At 75.1% G+C, this 12,930-nt stretch carries 11 protein-coding genes; 4 read left to right on the top strand and 7 right to left on the bottom strand.

The features are described from left to right. Nucleotides 1-14: 14 nt before the first annotated feature. The gene (locus tag AB0H83_RS10055; protein WP_360089918.1) at nt 15-965 is read right to left on the bottom strand and encodes a GNAT family N-acetyltransferase; all 951 of its coding nucleotides are present in this window, start codon (nt 963-965) and stop codon (nt 15-17) included. A gap of 39 nt (nt 966-1,004) precedes the next feature. Further along, nucleotides 1,005-1,874 carry a hypothetical protein gene (locus AB0H83_RS10050; RefSeq protein WP_360089915.1) on the bottom strand — a complete coding sequence of 290 codons (870 nt, stop codon included), beginning with the start codon at nt 1,872-1,874 and terminating at the stop codon, nt 1,005-1,007. 132 nt (nt 1,875-2,006) lie between these two features. On the opposite strand from AB0H83_RS10050, the gene AB0H83_RS10045 reads away from it, so the two are divergent. The 4 genes from AB0H83_RS10045 to AB0H83_RS10030 all read left to right on the top strand — a co-directional run bounded on the left by AB0H83_RS10045 (nt 2,007) and on the right by AB0H83_RS10030 (nt 6,457). Beyond that, on the top strand, nt 2,007-2,423 hold the full coding sequence (locus tag AB0H83_RS10045) for a tetratricopeptide repeat protein (protein WP_360089912.1): 417 nt from the start codon (nt 2,007-2,009) through the stop codon (nt 2,421-2,423). A 154-nt stretch (nt 2,424-2,577) separates the two neighbouring features. Beyond that, nucleotides 2,578-3,924: a hypothetical protein gene (locus tag AB0H83_RS10040; RefSeq protein ID WP_360089909.1), complete on the top strand. Its 1,347-nt coding sequence runs from the start codon at nt 2,578-2,580 to the stop codon at nt 3,922-3,924. A 68-nt stretch (nt 3,925-3,992) separates the two neighbouring features. Further along, complete coding sequence (locus AB0H83_RS10035; protein WP_360089987.1) at nt 3,993-5,228, top strand: MoxR family ATPase; 1,236 nt, start codon at nt 3,993-3,995, stop codon at nt 5,226-5,228. After that, the gene (locus AB0H83_RS10030; protein ID WP_360089906.1) at nt 5,228-6,457 is read left to right on the top strand and encodes a VWA-like domain-containing protein; all 1,230 of its coding nucleotides are present in this window, start codon (nt 5,228-5,230) and stop codon (nt 6,455-6,457) included. Before AB0H83_RS10035 ends, AB0H83_RS10030 begins: the two co-directional genes overlap by 1 nt. Before the next feature lie 3 nt (nt 6,458-6,460). On the opposite strand, the gene AB0H83_RS10025 is transcribed toward AB0H83_RS10030, so the two are convergent. The 5 genes from AB0H83_RS10025 to AB0H83_RS10005 form a co-directional block, all read right to left on the bottom strand. Next, the gene (locus tag AB0H83_RS10025) at nt 6,461-8,149 is read right to left on the bottom strand and encodes a hypothetical protein (RefSeq protein ID WP_360089903.1); all 1,689 of its coding nucleotides are present in this window, start codon (nt 8,147-8,149) and stop codon (nt 6,461-6,463) included. 162 nt (nt 8,150-8,311) lie between these two features. Continuing rightward, nucleotides 8,312-8,731, bottom strand: a complete 420-nt coding sequence (locus AB0H83_RS10020) for a hypothetical protein (RefSeq protein WP_360089900.1) — start codon at nt 8,729-8,731, stop codon at nt 8,312-8,314. Nucleotides 8,732-8,808: 77 nt separating this feature from the next. Next, nucleotides 8,809-9,537, bottom strand: a complete 729-nt coding sequence (locus AB0H83_RS10015; RefSeq protein ID WP_360089897.1) for an SAM-dependent methyltransferase — start codon at nt 9,535-9,537, stop codon at nt 8,809-8,811. 58 nt (nt 9,538-9,595) lie between these two features. Continuing rightward, on the bottom strand, nt 9,596-9,757 hold the full coding sequence (locus AB0H83_RS10010; protein ID WP_360089895.1) for a hypothetical protein: 162 nt from the start codon (nt 9,755-9,757) through the stop codon (nt 9,596-9,598). Between the two features lie 102 nt (nt 9,758-9,859). Beyond that, nucleotides 9,860-12,658, bottom strand: a complete 2,799-nt coding sequence (locus AB0H83_RS10005) for a ricin-type beta-trefoil lectin domain protein (RefSeq protein ID WP_360089891.1) — start codon at nt 12,656-12,658, stop codon at nt 9,860-9,862. Nucleotides 12,659-12,930 lie beyond the last annotated feature (272 nt).

Here is a 12,930-nt window from a genome sequence, read left to right as displayed (position 1 = left end):
GCTACGCCCCGGCGTCACACCGTCCTGCGGTACGCGACGACGCGCTGGTCGACGGCGAACCCGACCCGGGCGTAGACGCCGGCGGCACCGGTCGGGTTGTCGGCGTCGGTGTCGAGCCCGGCGCTGGCGTACCCCTCGCGGCCGGCCGCGCGCAGCACCTCGGCGAGCAGCGCGCCGGCGATGCCCTGCCGGCGGCGGTCCGGGGCGGTGCCGACGTGCCCGACGTAGACCCGGCCGGGCACGTCGCTGGCGTAGGTCAGCACGTAGCCGGCGATCGTGGCCCCGTCCCCGTCCCCGTCCCCGGCCAGCGCCAGGCGGGACAGTCCGGGCAGGAACGACGCCGAGTGCGCGGTCAGCGTGGCCCACGAGTCGAAGGCGCGCTCCTGGTACCCCCACAGCTCCCGGAACGCCGCGGTGTGCACGGCGTGCAGGTCGTGCTCCCGCACCGGGTCGTACGCCGCGATCCGGACCCTGGAAGGCACCGCGACCGGCGGGGGCGTGGTCGGCGCCGACATCTCCAGGAAGTAGCGGGCGGGCGTGAACCCGAACCGCTCGTACAGCCGGGCCGCGGACGCGTCGGCGTCACCCGCGACGACCTGCCCCTGCCACCCGGCGTCCGGCGCGACCTCGGCGTGCAGCGCCGCAGCCCGCTCCAGCTGCCACGCCAGCAGCTGCCGGCCGAGCCCTTCGCCGCGCCGGTCGGGCAGCACCCCGCCGATCAGCTCCAGCCGGTCCCCGCCGCCGGGCGGCACCGGCACCGCCGCGAAGGCCACCAGGCGCCCCCCGGCGTCGGTGACCAGCCGGGTGTCCGTCGCCGCGTCCCGGACCTCGCCGGCGATGAAGTCCTCGATCTCGGCCGCGACGTGCCCGGAATGCCCGCCCCCCGCCTCGGACAGCAGGTTGATCAGCGCGGCGACCGCCGCAGCGTCGCCGTCCCGGTAGGCGCGTACCTGCAAGTCGGTCATCGATCCACCGTATGCGCCACCACAACCGGTTTGCGGACCTCAGCCGTTGCGGTGGTGCTTCTTCACGAACGTGTAGCCGGGCGGCAGCTCGGCCGCGTCGAGCTCCTGCTGCTCCACGGTCTGCTGCAGCAGGGACAGCTGCCGCGGCGAGGCCTGCGCGCCCGGGGGCAGCTTGCGCAGGAAGCCGTTGACCCAGTGCTCGCGGCGGTCGCCGCCGTCGCCGTGGGCGGCGTCGTCGGGGTGCGGGGCCGGTTCGACCAGCGGGGCGTACAGGAGCATCTGCGCCGGCTCCTCGCCGTCGACCCCCGGGTACGAGGGGTGGCCGGTGCCGTCGACGCTGCCGTCGACCCGGGTCACGTACCCCTCGCGGAGGAGCTGGTCGACGGCGTTGCGCAGCAGGAACGCGCCGCGGGAGCCGCGACCGAGGCCGCTGCGCCGGGCGAGGTCCACCTCGGGGAACACCGCGCTGCCGTCGTCGAAGACCCGGCCGAGCCGGCGCACGGTGTGCAGGACCTTCGCCCAGTTCGCCGGGCCCGGCGTGTACTCGCGGGTGACGACCTTCGGATCGTACTCGTGGAAGTAGACGGCGCCGTCGACCCGCACCGGCTCCACGAGCGGGGCGGTGCGCACCACGACCTCGTCCCGGGCGGCCCGCCACGCGACCGTGACCAGCGCCCCCGGGTGCAGATCCGCGGGCCACTCGACGCCGCCGAACTGCCACTCGACGTCCTGGCCCAGCGACGCCTCGAACACGTGCCGCTCGGCGGTGACGCCGCGGGCCCGGTGGTCGAGCGCGACCTGGACGGTGTCGCGGTGCCGCAGCGCGGCCACGACCTCCTCCGGCACCGGGCAGGTGGCGTCGTCGAGGTCGGCCTGCCGCAGCGCCAGTCGTCGGGTCACCTTGCCCATCCTGCACCCCCTGGTCCGGCGGTGCGCACGAAGATACCCCGCCAGGGTCCCGGGAAAAAGCGCTGGCCGCCGGGCCTCTGGCCGGTAATCTCACCGGTCGATGGGGACGAGCCTGGCCGCCGGCGGCGCGGCATGACGTGGCGGCTGCCGTTCTTCGAGGCACTCGGCGACGCGCAGCGGGTGCTCATCGCCGGCGCGGGCGGCGGGTTCGACGTCTACGCCGGGCTGCCGCTGGCCCTGTCGCTCATGCACGAGGGCAGGACCGGGCCGTGGCCACGCCCGCGGGCCGCGGTCCTGGCCGGCTCCGGAGACCCGGCCGGCGCGCAGCGGCTGTACCGGCGGGCGCTGGACGGCAAACGCCGCACGTTCGGCCCCGAACACCCCGAGGTGGCGCTGACGCTCAACAACCTGGCGGCGCTGGCCGTCGCCCGCGGCGACCGCCCGGTGGCCGTGGCCCTCGCCGCCGAGGCGCAGCGCATCCTGGCACCGCGGGTCGCCGCCGACCATCCTGCCCTGGCCTCCGTGACCGCCTTCCTCGCCGAGGCCTGAACCCTTCCTCGCCGAGGTCTGACCCCTTCCTCGCCGAGGCTGAGCCACACGCCGGCGCCGATCGCCGCGAGGGTGGACGCGACGCGGTATGCTCACCGGCGATGATTACCTCCTGGCACAGGTTGGGGGTCCCATCCGCGCAAGGTGAGTGCTGATGCACACACCCGACGCGAATGGGGACACCCGCCGTTGCTTCTGGCTGCGCGTGCGCGAGTTCGCCGTGCCGCCCTCCATGATCGAGTCAGCGACCGCCCGCCGGCATGCCGGTGACTGGGCCGGTGCCTGCGCGGCCGCGCGCGTCGATGTCGATCTCGACCTGCGGGCCGTGGCCCGCGCCGGCGGCACCGAGCTCGCCGCACGCATCCGGGCCGACCTGCGGCACCTGGCGCCGGACCTGCTGCGGTGGCACATGCCGCGGATCGCTCCGGACGGGTTGCTGCGCCCCGGCCTGACCGTTTCCCTCGCCCGGTACGCCGGCCCCGTGCACCTCGTCGCCCGCACCCCTCCGGCGTGGGCGGACGCGGGCCAGCGGATCAGCCTGGCGGTGTGGGACGGCTCGCGGCGTGGCGCACCGCATCCGCATCCGCATCCACATCCGGACCAGCGGTTCCGCCTCGACCTGCACCGGCACCTCTGGGACGCGCGCAGGACGGGCGAGCTGCGGGCACGGGCCGGCGCACCACCGGGAATCGCCCGCCCCCGCGACGGAACGCCGCCGCTGAGCCGGGGCCATGCCGGCGGCGCGGTCGCGTTGCCGGGGCTCGGGTGTGCGGTGGACCGGTGGGCCGCGGAGGCCACGATCCTGCTGCGCGCCGACGGGCACCCCGGCACCGCCGTGACCGTGCGGGTCGGCGCCAGGCGCCGGCTGGTCGTGGACACCGCCGACGGCAGCGTCACCGCGGCCCGCGGGCGTGGCCACGGCCCGGTCCTGCCGGACGCGGCGACCTGGGTGCCGCCGGATGTGGAGCTGCTGCACGCCGGGCTGCTCGACGCCGGCCGGCTGCACCCGCTCGTCGCCGCCGCGCTCGTGCCGGACCGGCCACCGCCGACGGTGCCGCAGGACGACCCCGGCGCGCCGCGGACTGTCGAATGCCGCGGGCAGCGGCACCGCATCGGGCTCGCCGGCGGCGTGCTCGTCGCGTTCGACCACGACCCGGCCGAGATCCGCCGCGAGGAGCTCCTCGCCGCGCTCGGCGGCACCCCGCTGCCGTGCCTGCAGGCGATCGACGAGGCGCACCGCCGGCCGGAGTGCCTCACCGACGTGCGGGCCCGGCTCGACCACGGCGACGCCGCAGGCGCGCTCGCTGTCGTCGAAGGACTGCTCGGGCCCGACGCGCTGCTGCGGCACGGTGCGCTGCGCGACGAGCTGGAGACCGCGGCGCTGCGCCGGGTCGAGCACGGCCTCTTCCGCGCCGGGCTGGCCGGCAACGGTCCCGGCCCGGCGCAGCGCGACAGCCGCCGCGGCGCAAGGTCGCGCCCGCGGCACGCGTCGCTGCGCTGATCCCGGCGCCCACCAACACCGACCTCGCGAAACGCTCCACCGACCCCAAAAGGTGATGCATCATGCCCATGGCTGACCCGTTCGCGCCCGCCGACCAGCTCGCCGTCGCGGCCGAGCTCCTCGCCCTGCTGCACGACACCGGCACCGAACCCCGCCCCGACCCGCAGCTGGAGGCGTTGACCCTCGCCGTCGCCGCCGACCTGCCCGTCCTGCTGTGGGGCGAGCCCGGCATCGGCAAGACCGCCGCCATGACCCAGCTCGCCGAGGCGCTCGACCTGCCGCTGACCACCGTCATCGCCAGCGTTCACGAGCCGTCGGACTTCTCCGGCCTGCCCGTCGTCGGTGACGACCCGGCCGGGCAGGGCGTGCCGATGGCCCCGCCGGACTGGGCCGTGCGTCTCGTGCGCGCCGGCCGCGGCCTGCTGTTCCTCGACGAGCTGTCCACCGCGCCGCCTGCGGTCCAGGCGGCGCTGCTGCGGCTGGTGCTGGAGCGCCGCGTCGGCGCGCTGCGGCTGCCGCCCGGCGTACGGATCGTGGCGGCCGCGAATCCCCGATCCTCCGCTGCGGACGGCTGGGAGCTCAGCGCGCCGCTGGCCAACCGGTTCGTGCACCTGCAGTGGGCGCACGACTACGACGTCGTCGTGCGGGGGCTCGGCGGCACGTGGCCCCGCGCGACACTGCCCCGGCTGGACCCGGCCGCGCTGGCCCCGGCGGTCGCGTACGCCCGGCGGGCCGTGTGCGGGCTGCTCACCGCCCGGCCCCGCCTGGTGCACCAGCTGCCGTCCAGCGACGCCCGCCGCGGCGGGCCGTGGCCGTCACCGCGCAGCTGGGACATGACGCTGCGGCTCCTCGCGTTCGCCACCGCCGCCGGCACGTCCCGCGACGTGCTCTCCATGCTGGTGCGCGGCACCGTCGGCGACGGCCCCGGCCTGGAGCTGCTGGCGAGCCTGGACCGGCTGGACCTGCCGGACCCCGAGACGCTCCTGGCCGACCCGGTGGCGGCCACCCTGCCCGAGCGCGGCGACCTGCGCCAGGCGGTCCTCGACGGCGTCGTCGAGGCGGTCCGGAAGCGGCCGGAGAAGGCCCGCTGGGACGCCGCGTGGGCGGTCCTCGCCCGCGCGCTGGACACCGGCGCCCCCGACCTCGTGGTCGTGCCGGCCACCACGCTCGCCGCGCTGCGCCAGGTCGACTGGGACGTGCCGGACCTCATCGAACGGCTCGCCGGCGCGGTGGCCCTGTCGCAGCGCGCCGACAGGGCCGCCACGCAGGCCGGCGCGCGGGTCGCCGCGGCGGTGACCGGCTGATGCCGGCGGCGACCACGCAGCCCGCGCCGGGGCTCGACCTCGACAAGCTGTACACGGCGCGCCTGCACGCGGCCCGGGCCCGGCCGTACCTGGCGACGGCGCTGTTCGCCCTGCACGTCGTCGAGTCGCGGCGGGTACCGACGATGGCCGTGGACCGGCAGTGGCGCTGCTACGCCTCGCCCGCGTTCGTGGCCCGGACCCCGGTCGAGGAGCTCGCCGGGGTGTGGGTCCACGAGGTGTCGCACCTGCTGCGCGACCACCACGGCCGCGGCGACCGGGTGGCCCTCGCCCGTGACCTGACCGGTCCCGGGGAGCGGCTGCGGATGAACATCGCCGCCGACTTCGAGATCAACGACGACATCTACGGCGACGGTCTCGCCCGCCCCCAGGGTGCCGTCTCGGCCACCGACCTCGGGCTCGAGGAAGGGCAGCTGATGGAGGACTACCTGCGGCAGTTCCGGCTCGGGCCGTACACCTCCGGCATGGTCTGGCTGGACTGCGGCAGCGGCGCCGACGGCCACGAACGGGAGTGGGACCTCGGGCCGGACGGCGCGCACGGGCTCAGCCGCGAGGAGCTGGACGCGGTGCGGTTCCGGGTCGCGCAGGGCATCAACGCCGCCCCGGGCGACGTCCCGCAGGGGTGGCGGCGCTGGGCGGACGAGGCGTTCCACCCGCCGCAGCCGTGGCGGGAGCTGCTCGGCGCCGCGGTCCGCGCCGCGGCGGCCGGCGCCGCCGGGGGCGACGACTACACGTACGGCCGGCCGTCGCGGCGCTCCGCGGGCCTGCCCGGCGTGGTGCTGCCGAGCCTGCGTCGCAACCCGCCGCGGGTCACCGTCGTCATCGACACGTCGGGGTCGGTGAGCGACGCCGAACTGGGCAGCGCGCTGCTGGAGGTCACCGCGATCGGCCGGGCCGTCGGCGGCCGCCGCGACCTGGTCCGGGTGCTGTCGTGCGACGCGGCGGCCGGGGTGGCGTACCCGCTGTGCCGGGCCGAGGGCGTCGAGCTGATCGGCGGCGGCGGGACGGACCTGCGCACCGGGTTCGCCGCGGCGCTGCGGGTGACGCCCCGCCCCGACGTGGTGGTGGTCCTCACCGACGGGCAGACGCCGTGGCCCTCCTCGCGGCCGCCGTGCCGGACGGTCGTCGGCCTCTTCCCCCGCCACCGCACGTGGAAGGAGACGGTCCCGGACGAGCCGCCGGCCTGGGCGCGGGTCGTGCGGATCGGCTGACGGTCAGCCGGTGGTCGCGTACACCCGCAGCGTCACCTCGTTGCTCAGATGGGTCTCCCCGCCGACGGTCAGGGCCGCCTGCATGGTCCAGACGGTCGGCGGGGTCGCCTGCCCGCCGTCGGTGACGGTGACCCGCGCGTGGTTGCCGCGCCCGCGGAACTCGACCGGGCCGAGCAGCGTCTGCGCCCGCACCGTCCACTGCAGCGCGTCGGCGAGCCGCGCCTCGTCGAAGCCCGCCGGGACCGCCACCGACAGCGGCAGCGTGAACGGCTGCAGCGAGTAGCATGCGCCGCCGAACGTCTGCCCCGGGCACCCCGGCGCCCGCACCAGCAGCGGCAGCACTTCCCGGAGCCGGTCACCGGCCGGCCCGAGCGGCGCGAGCACCCGTGCCGACCCCGATGCCGCCGGCCCCGACGGATTTCCCGAGGCTTTCGCGGTCGCCGATGCGGCAGCGGTACGCCCACCGCCCGCCGACCCCGGCACCGGCCCCGACACAGGAACGGCCGGCGCGGACACCACGGCCGGCGGCGCGGCCCGCGGCACGACGGTCGCGGACGGCACCGCCGCGGCGCCCGCGACCCCCTTCGGTGGCGCGCCGCGCACCCCGAGGAACCCGGCCCCGGCGGCGGCGACGAGCAGCACCACGAGGATGCCCAGCAGCACCGGCGGGCGCCGCAGCAACGGCAGCCGCGCGCTCGGCACGGCCGGCAGCGGGTGGTGCACCGTCGCAAGTGGACGGTCCGGCTCCACCACGACGACGGGCGGCAGCTCGACGGTGACGTCGGCACCGCCGTCCGGCTGTGGCACCACGGACCCGGCAGCGGCGCCCGCCGCGGCGAGGTCGTCCAGCACGGCGTCGTCGTCGGTCGCGCCGGTGTCGTGCGGCGCGGCGGGTCCCAGGGCGGCCGCGGCGATGTCTCCTGTGGCGGCGTCCTCGCCAGGCCCGGCGGCGTGCGGTGCGGCGGCGGTGTCCTCGCGCGGCTCGGCGGGCCGCGCGGTGTCGAGCGCCGCAATGTCGGCCGGCTCGGCAGGCTGCGCGGTGTCGAGCGCCGCGATGTCGGCCGGCACAGCGGGCAGCGGGACCGCGCCCAGCACCGCGAGGACCGCCGGCCGGCCGTCCCGGGCGGCCGCGCACGCCGCGCAGCCCGGCAGGTGCGCCGCCACGGCCTTGCGCAGCGCGGGCCGCAGCCGCTTGGCGTCCCTGACGACGGCCGCCAGCTGCGGGCAGCCGGGACCGCCGGTGAAGGGGTCGCCGGTGAAGGCGTCGGTGGTGAACATGGCGAGGTCCAGCAGGCCGCCAGGTTCCACCAACCGGTCGACCGCCTTCCGGGTGACGTCGGCCTTGCGGCCCAGGGCCGCGGCGACCGCGGTGAGGTCGACCTGCCGGTGCCGCGGCCGGTCCGCGTACTCGGGCAGCACCAGCGCCAGCAGGCTCCAATGCGGCTCCTCCAGGGCGGGTCGCGCCGCGTACAGCACCGCCGCGGGATCGGCCGGATCCACCGGTACCGCCGCCGGATGCTGCCGCAATGAGGCCTTCACGGCGGCTCGGGCGAGCGCGAACATCGCCGGCGGGCCGTCGGGCGCGGCGGACACCGCCTCGAGGGTGGCGGCCCGTGCCACGGACTCGTCGCCGCACGCGAGGGTGACGCAGTAGCGGTACACCTGGACGTGCTGCCGTTCGATGCGCTCCATCGACCGCCTCCTTCGCCTGGGTCCGCGGTCTCAACGATCGGACCGAGCCCCAGGTCGCGGCGAAGGCCCGGCCCGCAGGACGCGGACCGGGCCGTCACGGTGCGGGTCAGGCGCCGCCCACGCCGAACTCGCGCGGGCCGACGCGGAGCAGCTGGGTGTTGGTCAGCCGGGTGCGCTCGCGGCTCTGCTCGGGGGTCTCGTTCGGCACCCGCTTGAAGAAGCCGCGCTGTGCCGGGCGGCGGTCTCGTCCATCGCCCAGAGGACCGCGGCGGCGTCGCCGGGGGCGAGGAAGTGGCTGTCGGCGTACAGCGTCATCTCCAGCGCCTCGTCGGTGCCGTCGACGCTGAGGAAGAACCCCGACTGCGGGTCGTCGTGCGCGCTGACCCACGTGAACTCGCTGCCCGGGCCGGCGACGTCCTCGACGGTGGCGCCCGCCGGCATCGCCCGCGCGCCGCCCATCGCGAACGTCCGGCCGAGCCGGCGCATCTTGAGCCACACGTCGAGCTGCCCCCACGACAGCTCGCCGGACCCGGCGCCCTCGCCGGCGAACGACACGGTGCGGCGGACCACCACCTCATCCATGGCCGTCACTCTAAGGGAATCCGGGCGCCGCGAAGCCCGCCGGCAGTTGCAGGTTGTGTGCAGTCTGCGGGAGGGTCCTACTTGACGGCGAGGCCGCCCCAGAAGGCGTCGGGCACCCGCTCCGGCTCGCCGTCCGGGCGCCACCGCGCGACCGGCACGATCCCGTCCGCGGTGGGGGTCCAGCGGCCCAGCAGCTGCGCGAAGCGCTCGGGCGTGCGCATGTGGAAGCCGGGCCCCATCATCGCCAGCGCCTCCGGGTACGCCTCCAGTTCGGTGGCGTCGAAGTCGAACGCGAGCCGGCTGCCGGGCGGGACGGCGTCGTACATGGCGTCCAGGGCGCGGGCCAGCGTGGCGTCGTCGAGGAACGCGGCCAGGCCCAGGAACACCAGGCCGGCCGGGGCGCCGTCGAGCACCTGCGCGCGGGCGCCGGCGTCGATGGCGGCCAGGTCGGTCGCGTCGCCGAGCACGTAGCCGACGCCGGCGGTCCCGGCGACGATGCCGGCGCCGGCCGCGACGATCTGCGGGTCGATGTCGGTGTACAGCACCCGCGCGCCGGGCGCCTGCTCGTGCACGTTGCCCCGGGTCGGGATGCCCGCGCCGAACACCAGGAAGCGGTCGATGCCGCCGGCGGCGAGGTGCCGCACGGCCCGCCCGGAGAACGCCCGCAGCGAGCGGAAGATGTCGGCGCACGGCCCGTATGCGGACTCGAACGCCCGCGCCGCGGCGACGTCGACCGGGAAGTGGTCGCTGCCGCCGAGCCAGTAGTCGATCATGCGTGCGGTACTGGGTGCCTCCGGCTCCGTCATGCGTCCAGCATGCCCTGTGCCGGCCCGCCCACACGACATGACGCGACGGTCCCGCGGCTCACTTCGGCAGGCGGATGACGAGCTCGACCCGGCGGTTGAAGGCCCGCCCGGCGACGCTGACCGAGCCGTCGGTGTTCCTCTCCTCGACCAGCGGCTGGCTGCTGCCGAGCCCGACCGCGGTCACGGCCGTGGCGGCGATGCCGTGCCCGGTCAGGTACACCCGGACGGTGGGCGCCCGCCGCTCGTGACATGCGGGTAGCCGACACCTGCGGGTGTGCGTGGGCCCGGCGCACCTGCGCCGGGCCCGTCGTCGTGGCCGGCGTCAGCCGGCCGGGACCACCCACTGCTGGCTGGCGACGCCGGCCGCCTCCCAGATGTGGATCTGGGTGCCGTCGGCGGACGAGCCGCCGAGGGCGTCGAGGACCTTGCCGGACTGCGGGTTCAGGACCGTGCCGTTGGTCTGCGGCAGCCATACCTGCGAGCCGGTGCCGTTGCAGGTCCACAGCTGCACCTTGGTGCCGTTGGCGGTGCCGGCGTTGTCCACGTCGAGGCACTTGCCGAGCGCCTGGTACGTGTTGCCGGTCCTGGTCCAGCGCTGGGCGCCGGTGCCGTTGCACGTCCACAGCTGGATCTTCGTGCCGTCGGCGGTGCCGGCGTTGTCGACGTCGAGGCACTTGCCGCCGATGCCGGTGATCGGGCCGGACGTCGCGCCGGTCTGCGAGTACACCTCCAGCTCGTAGACGCGGGCGTAGGCGTCGGTGGTGGTGAACCGCACGTACCTGGCGCTCACCGCGGCGAAGTTGTGCGTGGTGATGTTCGCCGTGTTGCCGGTGACGTTCGCGCGGGTCGTCCACGTGGTGCCGTCGGTGCTGGTCTGCAGCGTGAAGTTGAGCGTGTTCGCCACGTTCTCCCGGCCGGCGCCGGCGTGGCGGACCACGATCTGGCCCACGGAGCGGGCCGCGCCGAGGTCCACCTGCAGCCACTTGTTCGCGCTGTTGGAGCACCACTTGTCGGTGCTGCCGCCGGAGACGGTGCCGTTGACGGCCTTCGCCGGGCTCTCCGCGGCGATGCAGGAGCTGTCGGCGGTGGCCGGTGCGTTCAGCGCCAGGTTGGCCACGGTGGCCCCGCCCGGGATGGCGTTGAGGGTGTACCAGGCCTCGGTGCTCCACAGCGTCTGCCCGCTGGCCGAGCTGAACGGCCGCGGCGAGCGAACGTGCACGACCCGGCCCGGCTTGCGCCCGGAGACGCTCAGCGAGACCTTCCTGCCGTCGGTGGACAGCGTGGCGGCGGTGACGGTCAGGTTCTCCTCGTCGATCTTCGGCCCGCCGTAGGCGGACGTCGGCTCGTACCGCCACTGCTTGAATTTGTACTTGGACACCAGGTCCGTCGCGGTCGCCGCGGACAGCGGCTGCGTGTACTCCAGCTCGAAGCCGGCGGCGGTGGCGCGCATGGCGAGGATGTCGAACGTGGTGGTGCCGTTCGGGGTCAGCTTCTGCAGCCCGTAGCTGAGCTTGCCGGTCTGGCCCCAGTTGCCGCCGGCGCCGAGCCCGCCGACGTAGACCGCGCCGTCCGGGCCGATGTTCACCTCGGAGATGCCGGCCTCCAGGCCCTGGGTGAGCCGGAAGAGCGCGCCCTGGTACTCGCCGTTGACCTTCTCCAGGAAGGCCCGCTGCAGCCCGCCGTACGTGACGTCACCGATGAGCAGCTGACCCGCGTAGACACCGGTCGGCATGACGATCGGGGTGCTCGGGGAGTTCGCGATCTCGTTCTGCGGCATGTACAGCACCGGCGGTGTGACGGCGTTGTAGTCGAACGGCCCGGCCGGGGTCGTGTAGTGGTTGTAGAAGCGGCCCGGCTTGATCTGCAGCAGCTTCGACGCGGGCAGCCAGCCGCCCTGGTTGTCGGTGACGAACAGGCCGTTCTCCGGGCCCCAGCCGATGCCGTGCGGGGTGCGCAGCCCACCGGCGACGTACTCCACGGCGCCGGTCGTCGCGTTCACCTTGATCGAGGTGCCGCGGTTGGTCCCCGGCTGCGGGACCGTCGTCGCGCCGCCGTAGTCGATGGCGACCGACAGGTTCAGGTAGAAGAAGCCGTCGCGGTACAGCAGGCCGAACGCGAACTCGTGGAAGTTGCCGCCCCACGGCCAGGTGGCGACGGTCTGGTACTGGTCGGCCACCTCGTCGCCGGTGGTGTCGACGAGCCGGGTCAGGCGCGCCTTCTCGCTCACGTAGACGACGCCGTTGACGACCTTGAGACCCATCGGCTCCTTGAGGTTGCTGCCGATCCGCTTGGTCGTGACGTTGCCGGGGCTGGTCGACCCGCCGGTGTTGCCGAGGATCCAGACCTCGCCGGCCTGCGACGTGCCGGACTGGTCGTTGCCGCCCCAGGTGCAGATGACCAGGCGCCCGTCGGGCAGCCAATCCATGCCGGTGACCTTCGGCTGGAACGACGCGTTGGGCCGCAGGTCGGTCAGCGTGAACCCGGGATGCACCGAGGTCAGCGGCAGGCCGTCGCCGGGGGAGTCGGCGGCGCCCTCGCACTCCTTGCGGCCGGGGGCGGTGACCCGCACGACGCCGGCGTCGGTGCTGAGCACCGAGTTGGGCACGACCACGAACGCCGACGAGCCGGGCGTCCTCCACTCCAGGGTGATCTGCTGCCCGCCGTCGCGTTCGAAGTGGTCGATGCGCAGCGCGTGGTAGCCGGTGGTGAGGGTGACGGTGCCCTCCTTCGGCGGCGTCGCGCCGTGCAGCCCGTCGTGGTTGATGACGGTCGTGCCGTCGATCGCCAGCCGCGACCCGTCGTCGCTGGTCAGCCGGAACGTGTAGCTGCCGGCGGTGCTGATGTTGACGTTGCCGGTGACCTGCGAGACGAAGAGGTTGTCGAAGCCGAAGTCGGCCGGTGCGGTCCAGTTGATCGTCGGCATCAGCTTGTCGACGTTCGGGGTCTGGCCGGCCTTGAGGGTGCAGATCGTGCTGAGCGGGGTCTGCACGTCGTAGACGCGCAGGGTCACGCCCGGCTCCTGGGCGGGGATGGCGCTCGCGGGCACGGCCCACAACCCGATGGCGGCAACGGTCGCGGTGGCGGCGGCGAGGGAGAACCAGCGCAGAGGCCTGATGCCCATGCTTCCTCCTGAGGGGATGGGTAACGTCCCCGGATGGCGGTCGGGGGACGCCGAGCAGACAGGCCTATCGACGCCGACGACTGGACCGTCCGCCGGAAGGTTAAGGCAGTTTTGATCGACATGTCTATACCTTTCGAAGTCCTCAGCAAAAGTTTGCAAAACCTAAGCAGAAGCGGTCGGGATGCGCCCGTTTTGCACCTGAAGGCTGCGTCGCCGCCGGCGGGCGCGACCTGGTGATCACCGGCGGCGCGAGCGTGCGGCGCTGGGACGCC

Origin of the sequence: Dactylosporangium sp. NPDC050688 (genome assembly GCF_040654515.1) — a bacterium.
Classification (GTDB): Bacteria; Actinomycetota; Actinomycetes; order Mycobacteriales; family Micromonosporaceae; genus Dactylosporangium.
The sequence above is the reverse complement of the archived record's forward strand: the minus strand, read 5'-3'. Positions and strand labels throughout refer to the sequence as shown.

Coding starts and splice junctions, on each gene's coding strand:
- AB0H83_RS10055 (WP_360089918.1), bottom strand. CDS start 965: ATGACCGACTTGCAGGTACGCGCCTACCGGGACGGCGACGCTGCGGCG.
- AB0H83_RS10050 (WP_360089915.1), bottom strand. CDS start 1,874: ATGGGCAAGGTGACCCGACGACTGGCGCTGCGGCAGGCCGACCTCGAC.
- AB0H83_RS10045 (WP_360089912.1), top strand. CDS start 2,007: ATGACGTGGCGGCTGCCGTTCTTCGAGGCACTCGGCGACGCGCAGCGG.
- AB0H83_RS10040 (WP_360089909.1), top strand. CDS start 2,578: ATGCACACACCCGACGCGAATGGGGACACCCGCCGTTGCTTCTGGCTG.
- AB0H83_RS10035 (WP_360089987.1), top strand. CDS start 3,993: ATGGCTGACCCGTTCGCGCCCGCCGACCAGCTCGCCGTCGCGGCCGAG.
- AB0H83_RS10030 (WP_360089906.1), top strand. CDS start 5,228: ATGCCGGCGGCGACCACGCAGCCCGCGCCGGGGCTCGACCTCGACAAG.
- AB0H83_RS10025 (WP_360089903.1), bottom strand. CDS start 8,149: ATGGAGCGCATCGAACGGCAGCACGTCCAGGTGTACCGCTACTGCGTC.
- AB0H83_RS10020 (WP_360089900.1), bottom strand. CDS start 8,731: ATGGATGAGGTGGTGGTCCGCCGCACCGTGTCGTTCGCCGGCGAGGGC.
- AB0H83_RS10015 (WP_360089897.1), bottom strand. CDS start 9,537: ATGACGGAGCCGGAGGCACCCAGTACCGCACGCATGATCGACTACTGG.
- AB0H83_RS10005 (WP_360089891.1), bottom strand. CDS start 12,658: ATGGGCATCAGGCCTCTGCGCTGGTTCTCCCTCGCCGCCGCCACCGCG.